The following is a 16,496-nucleotide window of genomic DNA, read 5'->3' as shown; positions in this document are numbered from 1 at the left end:
GTTGACGAACCACCGTCGTCAACTTACGGTTGACGCATGACGTCACCGACGCCCCTGGGGGGCACCGTCCGCCTCGACGACCTCATCCAGGCCATCACCTCGGTCCACCAGGACCCGTTGGAGCAGCTCTCCGACGCCGTGCTCGCCGGGGACCACCTCGGCGAGGTCGCCGACCACCTGATCGGCCACTTCGTGGACCGGGCCCGCCGGGCCGGGGCGTCGTGGACCGACATCGGCCGCAGCATGGGGGTCTCCAAGCAGGCCGCGCAGAAGCGGTTCGTCCCCCGTCCGGACGCCCCGGAGAACATGGCCCAGGGCTTCGAGCGGTTCACCCCGCGGGCCCGCAACGTCGTGGTCTCCGCGCAGAACGAGGCCCGTACGGCCGGGAACGACCGGATCACCCCGGCGCACCTGGTCCTCGGGCTGCTCGCCGAGCCGCAGGGGCTGGCCGTCGCACTGCTGACCGGACTGGGGACCGACACCACGGCGCTGCGCGGGACCGCCGTCGCCGCGCTCCCGGAACGGGCGACGACGGTGCCCGCTCTCATCCCGTTCGACCCGGCCGCGAAGAAGGCCCTGGAGCTGACCTTCCGGCACGCACTGCGGATGGGGCACGACTACGTCGGCACCGAGCACGTCCTGCTGGCCCTGCTGGAGCAGGAGGACGGCGACGGTGTCCTGACCCGGACGGGCGTCGACGGTGAGCGGGTGGAGCAGGCCGTCACCGAGGCGATCGCCGCGATGACCGGGGGCGGGGCAGCGACCGGGACCGGGACCGGGGAGAACTGACGGCGGAGCCGTGGTGCACCGGGGCGCGACCCGGGCAGGCTCAGGTCGCGAGCTCGATGCTCCCCCGCACCGACTCCGGTGCCCCGTCGGACCCGGCCGCGACGTCGATGCGGTCCCCGTGCGGGGTCCCGCCGACCCAGACGTCGGCGCCGGCGAAAGCCGGTGCGGTGAGGCGGTACTCGAAGCCGCGCACGAACGCCGTCGGGCGGTGGCGGCGCGCGATCTCCAGGCCGAGCAGGGCGAACAGCGGGCCGTGCACGACCAGGCCGGGGTAGCCCTCGACGCCGGTGACGTAGGGCAGGTCGTAGTGGATGCGGTGGGTGTTGTAGGTCAGCGCCGACATCCGGAACAGCAGCTCCGGGCCGGTCGGCACGGTGAAGGCCCACTCGTGCTCCGGGCGCGGCGCCGGGTCCGGCGCGACCGTGCCCCGGACGGTGCCGGCCGGCTGCGAGCGGTAGACGATGTCCTGCTCCTCGACGCAGAGCAGCGTGTCGCCGCGGCGGAACTCCGCCCGCGTCGTCACGAACGCCATCTCGCCGCTGCGGCCCTGCTTGACCCGGACCGGGCCGAGCTCCTGGCGGCGGGTCACCGGTTCGCCGACCCGCCACGGGGCGTGCCAGGTCAGGCGTCCGCCGGCGAACATGCGTCGCCGGTCCGGGACCGGCGGCAGGAAGTGGCCCTCGCGGGGGTGGCCGTCCTCGCCGAGCGCGGACATCGGCGGGGTGTCGAGGAAGGCGAGCCAGTGCCACAGCGGCGGGAGCGGGTCCCCGTCGGCGGCGACCGGGTCGAGGTCGAGCAGCCCGGAGAACGCGGCGACCGACCACGGGGTGACGGTGTCGGTGCCGACGAGCGGTCCGGGGGCCCAGCCGTCGAGGGCGGCGGAGAGGTCGGCGGGGGCGTTGACGGGGCCGGTCACGACGCGACCTGGTAGCGGGTGTGCTGCAGGATCGTCCAGGCCACCAGCGCCGGGTTGTCCACCATCGGCACGTGCCCGACGCCGGGGAGCACCACCAGCTCGGCGCCGGGGACGGCGTCCATCATCGGGCGGCCGTAGCGGCCGTAGGGGATGGTGCGGTCGGAGCCGGACCAGGCGATCCGCACCGGGCAGGGCAGCTGCTCGAACGGGGCGATCGCGGTGTCCATCCGGGCCGCGGACAGCAGCGGCTCCAGGATGGTGCAGCCGGCGAGGTCGTCGAACAGCTCCGCGACCTCCTCGGGGGTGTAGCGATCGGTGTGCTCGGCCAGGGTGAGCAGCAGCAGCCTGCGGATCACCCCGCACGAGGCCAGCGCGCGCACCGGTGCCCAGCCGGCGAGCAGCGCCCCGATCCGGAACGTCGCGAGCAGCCGGTACAGGTCCGCGGGCACCGACCAGGCCCCGGCCGGGGACAGCGCGACGACCGACCGGGCCCGGCCGCGACGGGCCAGCTCCAGCGCGGCCCAGCCGCCGAGGGAGTTGCCGACCACGTGCGGCCGCTCGGGCACGCCGATCGCGTCGAGCTGCTCGGTCAGGCCGTCGACCAGCAGGTCGACGCTGAACTCGCCCTCGGGCATCGGCGGGCCGTCGAGGTGGCCGGGCATGGTCACCGCCCAGACCTCGTGGTGCTCCTCCAGCATCGGCAGCAACGGCTTCCAGGCCCGCCACGACGAGGTCATCCCGTGGAGCAGCAGCAGCGGCTCCCCCGAGCCGCCGACGTGGTACGCGCTCATCCGACGATCATGGGCTCCGCGGCCCCGGGCTGCAGCGCGAGGATCTCCGCGAAACCGCCGGCCAGGCAGCGGGCGAACTCCTCGCGATCGGTGATGGCGGCCGCGTCGACGTTCGCGCCGACACAGCACTGGTCCCCGTGGGTGACCACGGAGATCATCGCGGCGCAGCCGGGCAGCGGCGCGAACGGGTAGACGCGGTCGATCCGGGCGCCGCAGAGGAACGCCTCGGACCGCAGCCCCGGCACGTTCGACGCCTGGAGGTCGTTGCCCTGCGTCGACCCGCCCGCGACCAGGGTCAGCAGCGGGCCGGGCAGCCGGGCCAGCAGCGGCGCGACGACGTCGGGGCTCTCCAGTGCCGGCTCCTCGCGGGCCGCACGCATCTGCTCCCCCACCTCCCGGATCCTCCGGGCCGGGTCGGCGATGCCCATCGGCGCGGCGAGCCGGGCCGGTGCCCAGCGGTTTCCGCCTGCGGCGTCGCCCTCGCGGCGCACCGACACCGGTACCGAGGTGCGCAGCGTCGCGTCGCCGGTGACCGGGTGCCCCATCGCCTCGTGGTAGAGCCGGAACCCGCCGAGCAGCGAGGCCACGAAGGCGTCGTTGAACGAGCCGCCCACCGACTTGCCCGCCGCCCGCAGGTCGGCGAAGTCGACGTCGAGCGCCACGAACCGCCAGGACATGCCCCGCGGTCGCAGCAGCTCCGAACCTCTGCCCGGCGGCGGGGACAGCACCCGCAGCGCCGAGTCCAGGTAGCGGGCGGTGTCGCGGGCCGCCGACAGCGGGTGGGTGAGCGCGCCGACGACGTCGCGGGCGGCACGGGCGGCCGCCGGGACGATCCCGGCCTCGCGGCGGACCAGCCGGTCGACCTCGGCGAGCGGGTCGGGCGAGGTCGGCTCGGGCGCGGCGGGCTGCGGCTTGGTGTCGTCGTGCTCCCGCCTGCGGCTGTGCAGCTGCGACAGGAGCTGGACCACGCCCAGGCCGTCGGTGAGCACGTGGTGCAGCTTCAGCAGGAACGCCGCACGCCCGCCGGGCAACCCCTCCACGAGCATGGCCTCCCACGGCGGCCGCTCGCGGTCGAACGGGGTCATCATGAACTGCTCGGCGATCGGGGACAGCTCCGCCCAGAAGCCCGGTCCGGCGCCGGGGATCCGCACCCGGCGCAGGTGGTAGTGCAGGTCGAACTCGAGGTCGTGGATCCAGTACGGCGTACCGAGCCCGCCCAGCGGCTCCCGGATGCGCTCGCGGAAGCGCGGGACCATCCGCGTCGCCCAGTCCACGGCGGCGACGAGCCGGTCCCAGTCGGGCTTGGCGTCGAGCAGCTCGACCGCCAGGACCGGGGACCGGAAACGGGGGTCGTCGCCCTCGGCCCGCCACATCATGACCTCGAACGGCGACATCTCGCGGGCCGAACCCCAGCCCGCCGGGGAGTCGCTCATGCCGGGTCCTCCTGGCCGTGGTCGCTGCGGTCGTACTGCTGGGCGATGCGGCGCTCCGGCCACGCGGCGAGGGTGTCGAGGAACCGGCCGCGGACCTCCTCGGCGTACTTCCCGGCGTCCTCGGGGACCCAGGACGAGGTGTCCACCGGGGGCAGCACGGCGACCTGCACGGTCCCGCCGCGCAACGTCTGGGCGCCGCGCCACATGATCTCCCCGGCGTTGCGGATGACCACGGGCACGATCGGCACCCCGGCCTGCATCGCGATGTGGAACGCGCCCTTCTTGAACGGGCCGAGCCGGGGCGTCGGCGAGCGCGTGCCCTCGGGAGCCATCGCGAGGGAGATCCCCTCGTCGCGCAGCTTGTCGACGGCCGGCTGCAGCGCCGCGCGGGCGGCACGGGAGTTGGAGCGGTCGATGAACGCGACGTCGGCGGCCCAGAACAGCTGCCCCCACACGGGGATCTGCGCGGCCTCCTTCTTCGCGACGCCGGTGAAGCTCTCGCGCAGCAGCTTCATCAGCACCGGCACGTCGAACTTGGACTGGTGGTTGAACACGAACACGCACGGACGGGCGGAGTACAGGTACTCCGCGCCGGTCACCTCGACGTCGATCCCGGCGAGCCCGAACGCGACGTCGGCACCGACCGAGCCGGCCATGTCGACGAACCGGCGGCGCGAGCCGTGCAGCAGCCCGGCCCCGGCCGCGGCGGCCAGCCCGCCGGCCATGCCGCCGTAGAAGACGGCCGTGCGGGCGACGTCGGTGACGCTGGGGAACAGCCCGCCGCGGGGTGCGCAGTCGAGCACCGGCCAGCCCCGCTCGCCGGCGAGCGCGCGCAGCGAGTCGGTCGGTGACACCGCGACCGCGTGGCCGACGGCCGACAGGAACTCCGCGTCCTCGGTGCCGTTGGCGTAGCCGAAGCAGCCCGCCAGGTCGACACCGTGCGCGGCGGCGTCGGCGCGGACCGCCTCGGCCTTGCCGGTGCCCCACAGCGAGGTGCCCGCGACCCGGCCGGTGAGCACGCCGTCGCGCACCTCCAGCTCGGTGCACAGCACCCGGTCCGCGCCGAGCTCGTCGGCCATCGGCTGCACCTGGAACCGCGTCGCCGAGGACGCCATCACGACCTGGTGGCCCTGCTCCTGGTGCGCGGCGACCAGCTCCCACACCTCCGGGTGCAGCGAGCCCGCGATCTCGTCACGGAACAGCGTCCGCCCGAGGGCGTGGAGCTCGTCCTCGCTGCGGCCCTTCCAGGTCGCGAGCGTGATGGAGAGGAACTCCTTGAAGTCGTCGTCGGTGCGGATCCCGCGCATGCCCGACAGCACGGTGCGCACCATCTCGACCGGCCCGACGTCGAACTCGCGCAGCCGTTTGCGGTAGAAGGCCCCCGCGGAGTAGCCGTCGATGACGGTGCCGTCGTAGTCGAAGTACGCGACCGTCCCCGGTCCCGGCTCCGCCTCCCGGATGGCCCGGAGCCGGTCCCGGGTGTCCCCGGCCGGCGTCCCGTCAGCTGGCGACACCCGTATCCCCTTCCGCACGCTGTTTCGCCCCGGAGGGCGGGACCACCGGTGACGCCGGGACCGCCTCGGACGCCGTCGTCCCGCCGGAGCCGAGGACCACCTCGAGTCGGACGCGCTGCAGCTCGCCCAGCCGTCCCAGATCGTGGATCACCGCGCTGACCTCCGCCAGCCAGGCGGCGCGCCGCTCCCCCAGCGACGCCCCGGCCGTGCCGGACTCCGGCTCGCCGAGCAGGTCGCGGTTGTCGGCCTGGCGCACGGCGGTGGCGTACAGCTCGCGCGACACCGAGTCGGCGCGGTCGAGCCGCTGCTGCAGCAGCATCTGCCGGCCGACGCCGAGGCAGTCCTCCAGGAACTCCTTCTCCTCGGCCATCGGCTCCTCGCCCAGCGCGACCAGCCGGTCGGCCACGACGAGCTGGGCGTCGAGGAACGACCGCAGCACGCCCGGCGCGACCAGCAGCGGAGCCTGGCGGAGCGCACCGCGCACGTCGGCCGGGTCGGCCGCCCGGGTCCGCCACTGCGGGTCGACCAGGTCCAGCTCACCGATGATCTCGGCGCGGAACTCGCGGCGGGTGGAGAAGAAGAACTCGAACTTGAGCAGGTCGCGCAGCCGGGCCAGCTCGCGCCACGCGACCTCGACGATGTCCTCGTCGGGGGCGGCGTCGCCGACGCGCAGCAGCGCGATCTCCAGCATCGCCCGGTTGAGCAGGTGGTGCAGCGCGCCGTTGCGGTAGAACGCGGCGACGTGATGGCGGCCGGTGCTGACGGCGAAGACCGGCTCGGTGCCGCCGTCGTAGATGGTGACGACCCCGGCCTCGGCGAGCCGGTCGAGGGTCATCCGCAGGCCGTGCCGGGTCCGCAGCTCGGCGATCGGCACCGGGATGCCGCGGGCCTCCAGGTAGTCCGCCAGCGGCGCGACGACCTCCCGGACCTGCTGCAGGGTCAGCGCCCGGTCCTGCGCCCAGAGCAGTGCGAACGTCGCGAGCGAGGTCGCCGTCGCCGGGGTGACGCGGTTGATGCCCGCACACACCCGGAACGCGACCTTCTCCAGCTGGGCCCGGCCGGGGCCGGCGTCGGCGAGCGCACGGCGCAGCGCGAACGGCTCGGCGAAGCGCACCCGGGCGGTGCCGATGTGGCGGCGCTGGTCGCGGAAGTAGCCGTAGAGCCAGCCCAGGCCCTCGGCCTTCTTCTGCCCGCCGCGCTGCTCGGCGGCCATCGCGCCGACCTCGTGCAGCTGGTCGTAGACGATGGACACCGGGACGAGCACCGCGTCGAGCTCGGGGCGTTCCTCCAGCGCGGACACCAGGTAGCGCAGCAGCCCGATGCGGGGCTTGCGCAGCTTGCCGGTGCGGCTGCGGCCGCCCTCGATGTACCACTCCAGGTTGAAGCGCTTGGCGAGCAGATGCCCCAGGTACTCCTGGATCGCGGCCTTGTAGACGGTGTCCCCGCCGAAGGTGCGGCGGATGAACACGATCCCGGCGCGGCGCCCGAGCGATCCCATCGGCCAGAACGACAGGTTGTTGCCGCCCAGGACGTGGTTGCGCGGGAAGTTGCGGTCGTGCAGCACCTCGGCGAACAGCAGCGGGTCGGCGTAGGAGCGGTGGCTGGGCAGGAACACCAGCGCGTGCTCCTTGTTCAGCTCGCGCAGCCGTTCCAGCCCGGACTCGTCGACCTGCACGTCCCAGGCCTTGGCGTGCATCGGCCCCATCATCGCCCGGAAGAGGTCGATGGCGGGCGGGCTCTGCACGGCGGCCATCTCGTGCAGGCAGGACTCCAGGCGCTGCTCGACCTCGGTGGCCGGGCTGCCGGTCTGGCGGGCGAGCCGCTCGACCAGGGCCGGGAACCGGGCCGAGGAGGTGATCTGCTCGACCATCCGGCGCGGCACCTTGTAGCGGTCGCCGAGGATGCGCCGCTCCGCGCGGTCGCAGGCCAGCACGGCCTGGCGGGCGACGAACCGGGTGAAGCCGTTGCTGCCCGGCCGCCCGCTCTCCTGGGCGACGAACCGCGACACCAGGTCGGCGACGGTCGCCGGCTCCCCCGCCACGACGCGCGCCGCGTCCGGGCGGTGCCGGGCCATCGACGGGTGCAGCGGCGACCACGCCATCCGCATCACCGCCGACGTCGCGAGCCCGGTGAGCTTGCGGACCGGGCCGCCGTCCTCGGGCTCGGGGGTCACCCAGGCCACGCGGGCCGGGACGATCACCGTGTCGTCGCCGTGCAGGGCCTCCCCCAGTGCGGACGGGACCTCGCCGTTCGCCCCGATCCCGACGACCGTCGCGCCCGGGTGCCGCTCCTCGGCCCAGCGCCGCAGGATGCCGCGTTCGGTGTGCGACCGCGCCTGGGTCACCACGACCTCGCGTCCGCCGGTGAGGTCGTCGGTCGTCATGGAGCCCCCCGTCGGCATGCACCGCCGCGGTGCGGCGCCTGCGGGGGTCAACCTAGTTACCCGCGGGTTCGGCAACAACCCGACGCGGCGGTCGCCCGCCGACTCACACGATCTTCTGCGCCTCGGTGAGCACGTGCCGCAGGATCTGCTCCATCTCGTCGAACTCGGGCTGCCCGGCGATCAGCGGCGGCGCCAGCTGGATCACGACGTCGCCGCGGTCGTCGGGGCGGCAGTACAGGCCCGCCTCGAACAGGGCCCCGGGCAGGAACCCGCGCACCAGCCGCTCCCGCTCCTGCGGGCCGAAGGTCTCCCGGGTGTCGCGGTCCCGCACGAGCTCGATCGCCCAGAAGTAGCCGTCGCCGCGGACGTCGCCGACGATCGGCAGGTCACGGAGCCGGTCGAGGGTCGCGCCGAACGCGCCGGCGTGGGCCAGGACGTTGCCGTAGAGGTCCTCGCGCTCCATGAGGTCGAGGTTCGCGAGCGCGACGGCGGCCGAGACCGGGTGCCCGCCCCAGGTGTAGCCGTGCGGGAACGTGACGCCGGGGGCGAGGAACGGCTCGATCACCTTCTCCGAGGCGATCATCGCGCCCAGCGGCCCGTAGCCGGAGGTCATGCCCTTCGCGCAGGTGATGATGTCCGGGGTGAACCCGAACTTCGCGCTGGCGAACGGGGCGCCGTGGCGGCCGAAGCCGGTGATCACCTCGTCGGCGACGAGCAGCACGTCGTGCCGGTCGCAGATCTCGCGGACCCGGGCGAAGTACGACGGCGGCGCGGTCAGGCAGCCGCCGGAGTTCTGCACCGGCTCCAGCACGACCGCGGCGACGGTGTCCGCGCCCTCGAACGCGATGGCCTCCTCGATCCGGTCGGCGGCCCAGCGGCCCAGGGCCTCGGCGTCGCCGTCGAACTCGGGGTGGCGGTAGAGGTTGGTGTTGGGTACGCGGAACCCGCCGGGCGCCAGCGGCTCGAAGTCCTTCTTCATCGCGGGCAGCCCGGTCACGGCCATCGCCCCGTGGGTGGTGCCGTGGTACGCCGTCGCCCGGGAGATCACCTTGTGCTTGAGCGGGCGGCCGCGGAGCTTGAAGTACTGCTTGGCCACCTTCCAGGCGCTCTCGACGGCCTCGCCGCCGCCGGAGGTGAAGAAGACCCGGTTCAGGTCGCCGGGGGCGAGGTGGGCCAGCCGCTCGGCGAGCTCGGCCGCGGGCGGGGTCGTGTAGCCCCAGACCGGGAAGAACGCCAGCTCCGACGCCTGCTTCGCGGCGACCTCGGCCAGCTCACGCCGCCCGTGGCCGGCCTGCACGACGAACAGGCCGGCGAGGCCGTCGAGGATGCGGCGGCCGCGGTCGTCCCACAGGTGCACGCCTTCGCCGCGGGTGATGACGGGGATCGGGGCAGCGCCGTCCCGGCCGTGCATCCGGGCGAAGTGCATCCAGAGATGCCGCCCGGCGGCGTCGGCGTGCGGTGAGAGGACGGGCGCGTCCGGGGTGGCTCCGGCCTCGGTCCGGGTCGTGTTCTCGACGGCGGTCACGTGGGGCTCCCTCGGTAGCGGCGCGGTACGCCTCTGATCGTCGGCGCCGCGGCGACCCCGGTCAGGGATACGATCCGTATCGTCCTCGACCGCGCGGCGGACGGAGTGGATCCCGGTGCACCCGACCATCGCCGACGTGCTGGCCCGTCCGGAGGTCCGGGCCGGGGCGCCCGCCGTACGGGCCGGGCGGGCGGCGCTGGGCACGCCGGTGCGCTGGGTGCACGTCAGCGAGGTCGCCGACCCGGCCGGGACGCTGCCGCCGGGGGTGCTGGTGCTCTCGGTCGGGGTGCCGGTGGCCGACCCGACCACCGTCCCCGCCCGTTACGTCGACGCGCTGCGGGCCGCCGGGGCGGTCGGGCTGGTCGTGGAGATCGGCCGGCAGCTGCCGTCGCTGCCCGCCGGGCTGGTACAGGCCGCCCGGGCGGCCGGGTTCCCGCTGGTGGAGCTGCGGCGCACGGTGCGCTTCGCCGAGATCGTCGCGGGTGTGCTGGGGCGGGTCGCCCACCGCGACGACGACCCGGAGCCGCCGGGCGTCGAGGCCGCGTTCCGCTCGCTCGCCCTGCACCGGGTGCCGCCGAAGCGCGTGGTCGACGAGCTGGCCCGCCGGATCGACGCGCCCGTGGTGTGCGAGGACCTCGCGCACCGGGTGCTGCTCACCGCGGGCGGACCGGACCTGCGGGACTGGGCGGCGCGCTCGCGGCTGGCCGGGCCCGCCGGGCCGGAGGGCTGGGTGACCGCGCCGGTCGGGCGGCCCGGCGCACGGTGGGGGCGGCTGGCGGTGCCGTCGCGGCCGACGCCGGGCACCGCCGACCGGGTCCGCGCACTGCTCCACGCCGCCGCGGACGCGGTGTCGCTGCTCGACCCGTCGCCGGAGGGCCTGCTGCGGTCCGCCCGCGACGCGCTGGTGGCCGACCTTGCCGTCGCGGTGCCGTCCGACGCCGGACGGCTGGCGGTGCGGGCCCGCGCCGCCGGGCTGGACACCGAGGTTCCGCTGTCGGTGGTGGCGCTGCGCCCGACCGGAGACGACGCCCCCGGTCGGGCCGTCGACCCGGAACAGGCCGTCGACTCGGAGCAGGCCGTCGACGCGGCGCTCGCCGTCGTCGCACCGGGGGCGACGGTGGTCTCCCCCGCACCCGGTGAGCTGGTCGTGCTCGTACCCGGCGACGGCGGCCCGCTGCTCGCCGCGCTGCCCACCACGGTGGCCGCGGCGGCGGCCGGGCCCGGCCCGTTCGCCGCCGTGGCGGACCTGCTGCGCCGGGCCCGCGACGACGCGGCCGCGCACGCCGCGACCGGCGGCCGCGGTCCCGTCCGGGTGCCCGCGCTGCGCGGGCTGGTGCACCGCCTCGGCGACGACCCGGCCCTGCTCGGCTTCGCCGCGGACGTGCTCGGCCCGGTGGCGGCGCTGCCCGCCGCCGGGCGCGCCGACGCCCGGGACACGCTGTGGGCCCTGGTCGGGGCGGGCGGGGTCGTCGCCGACGTCGCCCGCAGGCTCGGGGTGGGCCGCCCCGCCGCCTACGCCCGGCTGCGCCGCCTGTCCGGCCTGCTGGGCCTCGACCTCACCGACCCCGAGGTGCGGACCGCGCTGCACCTGGCCCTGCTCGTCGACGCCCGTGCCGCCCGCTGAGCCCGCCGCTCAGGGCCGGTCGGCCCACAGCAGCGTCGCCGAGCCGAGGGTGTCGGTGACCGTGTCGTGCAGCGGCCGCCCGTAGCCCGCGGCGACCTCGCGGACCGGGCGGGCGGTGACCGTCCAGCCGTGGCGGCGGAGCCAGTCGTCGCAGGACTCGGCCCGGGGCTCGGCGAAGAACAGCTCGCGGACGTCGGTGGTGTGCAGCATCTCCTGGGCCGCCTCGCGGAACGACGGATCGTCCGCGATCCGCTCCACCTGGTCGCCGAAGTGCTCGACGGCGATCCGGCTGCCCGGCACCGACAGCGCGTGCACCCGCTCGAAGAGGAGCCGCTCGGCGTCGGCGGGCAGGTAGGGCAGCAGGCCCTCGGCCAGCCAGGCGGTCGGCCGGTCCGGGTCGAAGCCGGCCGCGGTGAGCGCGGCGGGCCAGTCGTGGCGCAGGTCGACCGGCACGGTGACCCGGCGCGCGGTCGGCGTGATCCCCGCTCCGGCGACGACCCCGTCCTTGAAGTCCAGCACCTTCGGCTGGTCGACCTCGAACACCGTGGTCCCGGCGGGCCACGGCAGGCGCAGGGCCCGCGCGTCGAGGCCCGCGGCGAGCAGCACGACCTGGGTCGTCCCGGCACCGGTCAGGGCCTCGTCGAAGAACCGGGAGCGCACGCCCTGGTAGCCGGCCTGCACGACCCACGGGTCGGCGGCGTCGTCCGGGTCCCGCGGTGCCGCCGACAGCGTCCCGGCCGCGTCGACGAACCGCTGGGCGTAGGGGTCGTCGACCAGCCGGTCGGCGCGACGGGTCTCCAGCGCCCGCCCCGCGGCGACGGCCAGGGCGGTGGCGCCCACGCTGCTGGTGATGTCCCACTGATCGTCGGCTGTGCGCATGACGATCACGCTAGGAGCAGACGGTTAGCGTTGCTCATCAGTCACGCGGATGATCACTCGCACGGCGCAGGCGGTACCGGACACCGCATCCCATACCGACACTGCGTGTGTGAGCCGTAACACCGAGTGGACCGGGGCCGAGGGGGGGCCACATGGACCTCCGACGGGTCACCGGCTACCTCGCGCTCACCCTGCTCGCGCTGTACTGGCTGTGGGTGCTCACGCGCACCGCCCCGGTCCTGCGACGCGGCTGCCGCGACCGGCCGCTGCGCCTGCGGCTGACGCTGCTCCGGACGGCCGCGCTCGGCTGGACCGCGCTGTTCGTCGCGACCGTGCACTTCTGGGCGACGTCGTGGTGGCACGTGGTCGTGGCGCTGCCGGTCGCGCTCGCGGGCGGGGCCGGGCTGCAGCGGGTGCACCGCCGCCTGGTCGCCCCGCCCCGGCACCGCGTCGCGCTGGCCCGGCGGGTCCGCCGTACCGGGCACTTCCAGGTCATCCGCCGGCCCGGGGCACCCGGGCCGCACCGGCACGCGGCCGTCGAGGGCGCGGTCCGGGACCTCCGCGCCCCGGCGTGGCCGTCGGGTCAGCCCGCGGCGCCGACCGGAGCGCGGTCCTCGGGGTCGTCCTCCTCGGCGGGCTCGGCGGCCGGCTCACCGACCAGCTCGCCGTAGACGACGGTCAGGGCACCGGCGATCCGCGCCCGGTCGAACCGCGACACCGCACGGTCCCGGCCCGCGATCCCGAGCCCGGCGCGCAGGGCGTCGTCGCCGAGCACACCGCGCAGCGCGACCGCCAGCTCGGCGGGCCGGAACGGGCGGACCAGCACCCCGGTCACCCCCTCGACGACGACGTCCTGCAGCCCGCCCACGCTCGTCGCGACGACCGCCCGCGCGCAGGCCATCGCCTGCAGGACCGGCCCGACCCCGACGTCGCGCTCCGGTGCGGCGACCACGGCGTCGGCCGAGCGCAGCAGCCGCGGCATCAGGCCGCCCTCGACCGGCCCGAGGAAGCGGACGCGCCCGGCGACGCCGGCCTCGCGGGCGATGCCGAACAGGCGCGCGCGGTCGGGATCCGGGTCCGCCGCGCCGCCGGCGACGAGCAGCTCGGCGGTGCGGATCCGGGACAGCGCCCGGATCACCGTGTCCATCCCGGCGCCGTCGGCCAGCGAGCCGACCGCGAGCAGCCGCGGCCGGTCGTCCCGGCGCAGCGCCGGGCCGTCGGGGGTGAACACGTCGGTGTCGACGGCGGCGGGCACCGTCCGCAGCACCGCCCGCGGCACCCCGCGGCGCAGCAGGGCGGCGTGCTGCTCCTCGCTGGAGGCGAGCACGCGGGCCGCCCCCTGCGCGGACCCGGTCCGGGCCGCGGGGATCGCGGCCGGACCCGGGCAGTCGGCCGGATAGACCTGCACGACCGGCACCCCGGTCGCGACGGCGGCGGCCCCGGCGCGCGGTCCGATGGCGTGCACCACCTGGGGCGGGTCGTCGGACCAGGCCGCGGCCAGTGCGGTGTCCTGCCCGGCGTCCCACGGCTGCACGCGCAGCGTGCCGCTTCCGGCCGGGGCGGTCAGGTCGGGGTCGTCGGGGACGTCGGTGAACACCCGGACCGCGTGACCGGCGGCGGCCAGCGAGGCGGCGGTGATCCCCGCGCCGCACGTTCGCGGGACCTCGGGGGTACGGATGACGGCGATGCGCAAGCGGAGCCTCCACGTCGTGCTCGCGGCTGCGGGCACGCGCAGTTGGCTCTACGCGTCGGACCCGTGACCGTACCCGCTCCGGTCCGCCCACGGGTGGGCGACCGCGGGGGTGTGCGAGGCGGGCACATCGGGTAATCGGGTCGCGTCGGGCGGGCCGGCCCGGCAGGACGTGGAGGGGGCGGGCCCGTGACCGCGCAGTCCTGGATCCTCAGGGTGGAGCCCGACGCGGCCGCGTGCCGCACGGCCCGGCACGAGCTGACGCGGTTCCTGACCCCGTTGGTGGACGACGTGACCGTCGGCGACGCGACGCTGGTGCTGCACGAGCTGGTGGCGAACGGTGTCGACCACGCGCACACCCCGATGCTGGTGACCGCACGGGTGCGCGACGGCGCGGTGCGGTTGCGCGTGCGCGACGGCTCGGTCGTGTGCGGACGCGAGCAGCCCTACGACCCCACCGCGACCCGCGGACGCGGGCTGCAGATCGTCGGCCGGCTCTCGCAGCGCTGGGGGGTGCGCCGGCACCGCGGCGGCAAGACGACCTGGGCCGATGTCGGGCCGGTCGGCGCCCGCCCGGCACCGGACCTGCACCTGGTGCGCCCGGCCTCCTGACCACCCGCCCGTCCGGCGGGCCGGAACCACCGGGCCGGGCGGTCCCGGCCGGGGACCCGGTGGCCGGGCCGGGTCCGCCGGGGCGGGCTCACCGCGGCGGGCCGGTGCGGGCCCCGCCGCGGACGGTCAGGCCGGCGTGGAGAGCCGGGTGCCCTCGTGGCGCGGCGCCAGCCCGAGACGCTCGACCAGCTCGGTCGTCGCCGTCGACCGGTTGAGACAGTAGAAGTGGATCCCGGGGACACCCTCGGCGAGCAGCCGCTCGCACAGCTCGCCGGTGACCTCCATGCCCGCGGCGCGGAACGCCGCCGTGTCACCGGAGTAGGGCGCGAGCCGCTCGACGAGCGCCGCCGGCAGCGGCGAGCCCGACAGCTCGGGCCCCTTGTGGAAGGTCTTCTCCGACGTCAGCGGCATGATGCCGGGGATGATCGGCTGGTCGAAACCGGCGGCGGCGACCCGGTCGCGCAGCCGCAGGAAGCCGTCGGGCTCCAGGAACAGCTGGGTGACGGCGAACTCCGCCCCCGCCCGGAACTTCCCGACGAGCCGCTCGGTGTCGGCGTCGAGGTCGGCCGAGCGCGGGTGGCCGTAGGGGAACGCGGCGACGCCCACGCAGAACGGGCCGGACCGCTTGATCAGCGCGACGAGCTGGTCGGCGTACTCGAGCCCCTCGGGGTGGGCGACCCACTCGCCGAGCGGGTCGCCGGGCGGGTCCCCGCGCAGCGCCATGATGTTGCGGACGCCCGCGGCGGCCAGCGACCCGATCACGTGGCGCAGCTCGTCGGTCGAGTGCGAGACGGCGGTCAGGTGCGCCATCGAGCAGAGCGTGGTGTCGGTGGCGATCCGCTCGACCGTGCGCACGGTGCGGTCGCGGCTGGAACCGCCCGCGCCGTAGGTCACCGACACGTAGGCGGGGTCGAGCACCTCGAGGCGGCGGATGGCGCGCCACAGCTCCGCCTCGCCCCGGTCGTCCTTGGGCGGGAAGAACTCCACCGCGAAGAAGGGGCGGTCGACGTTGATCCGTTCGGTCACCGTGGATGCGGAGCTCGTCGTCACCCCGACGACCTTACGGTGCGCACCGCCGGTCGGTCGTCCACCGACCGGCGCGCACCGCCCGCGCCCCGCCATGACGTGCACCACGACGGCATCGACGGGCCGGGTCCCGGGTGCACCGATAGCCTGGTCGTCGTGGCCGACCCCGTCTCCCCCGTGTCCGCACCGTCCGGTCCGTCCGGATCCCCGGGCCTGTCCACGGCAGGTCCGGCGCCGCTCGACGACGCGCTGCCCCAGCACGTGGAACGGGTGCTGGCCGGGTACCTGGACCGCCGACGCACCGAGGTGCTGGGCATCGACCCGGTCGTCGCGGCGGCCGCCGACGCACTGGCCGGGTTCGTCCTGGGCGGTGGGAAGCGGCTGCGGCCCACCTTCGCCTGGTGGGGCTGGCGCGGCGCGGGCGGTGACCCGGCCGACCCGCACGCGCAGGGCGTGCTGAGCGCGATCGCCTCGCTGGAGCTGATCCAGGCGTGCGCGCTGGTCCACGACGACCTGATGGACGCCTCCTCGACCCGGCGCGGCCGGCCCACGGTGCACGTCGAGTTCGCCCGGATGCACGCGGCGAACGGCTGGTCGGGCCCGCCGGCCCGGTTCGGCGCCGCCGTCGCGATCCTCATCGGGGACCTGGCCCAGGTGTGGGCCGACGACATGTTCCACGCCGCCGCGCTCCCCGAGGGCGCCCACACCCGCGCCGCCGAGCCGTGGCGGGCGATGCGCACCGAGGTGCTGTCCGGCCAGTACCTCGACGTGCTGGCCCAGGCCTCCGGGGACACCGCCGAGTCGACCGCACTGACCATCGACCGGTTCAAGACCGCCGCCTACACCGTGGAGCGGCCGCTGCACCTGGGCGCGGCGATCGCCGGGGCCGACCCGCGGGTCGTCGCGGCCTACCGGCGCTACGGTGCCGACATCGGCGTCGCCTTCCAGCTGCGCGACGACCTGCTGGGCGTGTTCGGCGACCCGCGGGTCACCGGCAAGCCCGCCGGGGACGACCTGCGTGAGGGCAAGCGGACCCTGCTGGTGGCCGCGGCCCTGCAGCGCGCCGAGCAGCGCGGGGACCGCGCCGCAGCCGACGTCGTCCTCTCCGCGCTCGGTGACCCCGACCTGGACGCCGCGAGCCTGGACCGGGCCCGCTCCGCGCTGTCGGAGCTGGGCGCGGTGCAGTCGGTGGAGCAGCGGATCGCCGCGCTCACCGGCGCCGCGCTCGACGCCCTCGACTCCGCACCGGTCGCCGAACCGGGCCGCTCACACCTGTTCGAGCTGGCCGAGCGCGCGACCCGGCGGGCCTGGTGA

14 protein-coding genes are annotated in these 16,496 nt (G+C 75.8%); 5 read left to right on the top strand and 9 right to left on the bottom strand.

What is annotated here, in order from left to right:
* Positions 1–36: 36 nt before the first annotated feature.
* Entirely contained in the window at positions 37–789 is a 753-nt protein-coding gene (locus tag KPF22_RS11790; RefSeq protein WP_224402057.1) for a Clp protease N-terminal domain-containing protein, read from the top strand.
* A gap of 40 nt (positions 790–829) precedes the next feature.
* On the opposite strand, the gene KPF22_RS11785 is transcribed toward KPF22_RS11790, so the two are convergent.
* From KPF22_RS11785 to KPF22_RS11760, 6 genes are all read right to left on the bottom strand, one after another.
* Positions 830–1,705: a MaoC family dehydratase N-terminal domain-containing protein gene (locus KPF22_RS11785; protein WP_208821838.1), complete on the bottom strand. Its 876-nt coding sequence runs from the start codon at positions 1,703–1,705 to the stop codon at positions 830–832.
* Positions 1,702–2,496 carry an alpha/beta fold hydrolase gene (locus tag KPF22_RS11780; RefSeq protein ID WP_208821835.1) on the bottom strand — a complete coding sequence of 265 codons (795 nt, stop codon included), beginning with the start codon at positions 2,494–2,496 and terminating at the stop codon, positions 1,702–1,704. The genes KPF22_RS11785 and KPF22_RS11780 overlap by 4 nt, the downstream gene beginning before the upstream one ends.
* Complete coding sequence (locus tag KPF22_RS11775; protein ID WP_224402056.1) at positions 2,493–3,929, bottom strand: wax ester/triacylglycerol synthase domain-containing protein; 1,437 nt, start codon at positions 3,927–3,929, stop codon at positions 2,493–2,495. The genes KPF22_RS11780 and KPF22_RS11775 overlap by 4 nt, the downstream gene beginning before the upstream one ends.
* A complete protein-coding gene (locus KPF22_RS33095; RefSeq protein WP_208821829.1) occupies positions 3,926–5,443 on the bottom strand; it encodes an HAD-IB family hydrolase in 1,518 nt (505 codons plus the stop codon). Before KPF22_RS33095 ends, KPF22_RS11775 begins: the two co-directional genes overlap by 4 nt.
* Positions 5,430–7,826, bottom strand: a complete 2,397-nt coding sequence (locus KPF22_RS11765) for a glycerol-3-phosphate 1-O-acyltransferase (RefSeq protein WP_224402055.1) — start codon at positions 7,824–7,826, stop codon at positions 5,430–5,432. Before KPF22_RS11765 ends, KPF22_RS33095 begins: the two co-directional genes overlap by 14 nt.
* A gap of 103 nt (positions 7,827–7,929) precedes the next feature.
* Positions 7,930–9,351 carry an aspartate aminotransferase family protein gene (locus KPF22_RS11760; protein WP_224402054.1) on the bottom strand — a complete coding sequence of 474 codons (1,422 nt, stop codon included), beginning with the start codon at positions 9,349–9,351 and terminating at the stop codon, positions 7,930–7,932.
* Between the two features lie 115 nt (positions 9,352–9,466).
* Between KPF22_RS11760 and KPF22_RS11755 the strand changes: the two genes are divergently transcribed.
* Positions 9,467–10,975 (top strand): PucR family transcriptional regulator, encoded by a 1,509-nt coding sequence (locus tag KPF22_RS11755; protein ID WP_224402053.1) that lies wholly within the window; start codon positions 9,467–9,469, stop codon positions 10,973–10,975.
* A 9-nt stretch (positions 10,976–10,984) separates the two neighbouring features.
* Here the strand turns inward: KPF22_RS11755 and KPF22_RS11750 are convergent, their stop codons facing one another.
* On the bottom strand, positions 10,985–11,854 hold the full coding sequence (locus tag KPF22_RS11750) for an SAM-dependent methyltransferase (RefSeq protein WP_208821816.1): 870 nt from the start codon (positions 11,852–11,854) through the stop codon (positions 10,985–10,987).
* Between the two features lie 152 nt (positions 11,855–12,006).
* Here KPF22_RS11750 and KPF22_RS11745 point away from each other — a divergent pair, with 152 nt between their 5' ends.
* Positions 12,007–12,525 carry a hypothetical protein gene (locus KPF22_RS11745; protein WP_224402052.1) on the top strand — a complete coding sequence of 173 codons (519 nt, stop codon included), beginning with the start codon at positions 12,007–12,009 and terminating at the stop codon, positions 12,523–12,525.
* Here KPF22_RS11745 and KPF22_RS11740 read toward each other — a convergent pair.
* Entirely contained in the window at positions 12,438–13,547 is a 1,110-nt protein-coding gene (locus KPF22_RS11740; protein ID WP_224402051.1) for a glycosyltransferase family 4 protein, read from the bottom strand. The genes KPF22_RS11745 and KPF22_RS11740 overlap by 88 nt on opposite strands.
* A 186-nt stretch (positions 13,548–13,733) precedes the next feature.
* On the opposite strand from KPF22_RS11740, the gene KPF22_RS11735 reads away from it, so the two are divergent.
* Positions 13,734–14,156, top strand: coding sequence for an ATP-binding protein (locus tag KPF22_RS11735; RefSeq protein ID WP_208821806.1), 423 nt, complete (start codon positions 13,734–13,736; stop codon positions 14,154–14,156).
* A 126-nt stretch (positions 14,157–14,282) separates the two neighbouring features.
* Here KPF22_RS11735 and KPF22_RS11725 read toward each other — a convergent pair whose 3' ends face one another.
* Entirely contained in the window at positions 14,283–15,206 is a 924-nt protein-coding gene (locus KPF22_RS11725; RefSeq protein WP_062396074.1) for a methylenetetrahydrofolate reductase, read from the bottom strand.
* A gap of 189 nt (positions 15,207–15,395) precedes the next feature.
* Here KPF22_RS11725 and KPF22_RS11720 point away from each other — a divergent pair, with 189 nt between their 5' ends.
* A complete protein-coding gene (locus KPF22_RS11720; protein WP_208821950.1) occupies positions 15,396–16,496 on the top strand; it encodes a polyprenyl synthetase family protein in 1,101 nt (366 codons plus the stop codon).

The organism is Pseudonocardia sp. ICBG1034 (assembly GCF_020131375.1).
In the GTDB taxonomy this organism is placed as follows: domain Bacteria; phylum Actinomycetota; class Actinomycetes; order Mycobacteriales; family Pseudonocardiaceae; genus Pseudonocardia; species Pseudonocardia alni.
Note: the sequence above shows the minus strand (reverse complement) of the source record. Positions and strands in the feature narration are given on the sequence as shown.

Coding starts and splice junctions, on each gene's coding strand:
- KPF22_RS11790 (WP_224402057.1), top strand. CDS start 37: ATGACGTCACCGACGCCCCTGGGGGGCACCGTCCGCCTCGACGACCTC.
- KPF22_RS11765 (WP_224402055.1), bottom strand. CDS start 7,826: ATGACGACCGACGACCTCACCGGCGGACGCGAGGTCGTGGTGACCCAG.
- KPF22_RS11775 (WP_224402056.1), bottom strand. CDS start 3,929: ATGAGCGACTCCCCGGCGGGCTGGGGTTCGGCCCGCGAGATGTCGCCG.
- KPF22_RS11750 (WP_208821816.1), bottom strand. CDS start 11,854: ATGCGCACAGCCGACGATCAGTGGGACATCACCAGCAGCGTGGGCGCC.
- KPF22_RS11780 (WP_208821835.1), bottom strand. CDS start 2,496: ATGAGCGCGTACCACGTCGGCGGCTCGGGGGAGCCGCTGCTGCTGCTC.
- KPF22_RS11745 (WP_224402052.1), top strand. CDS start 12,007: ATGGACCTCCGACGGGTCACCGGCTACCTCGCGCTCACCCTGCTCGCG.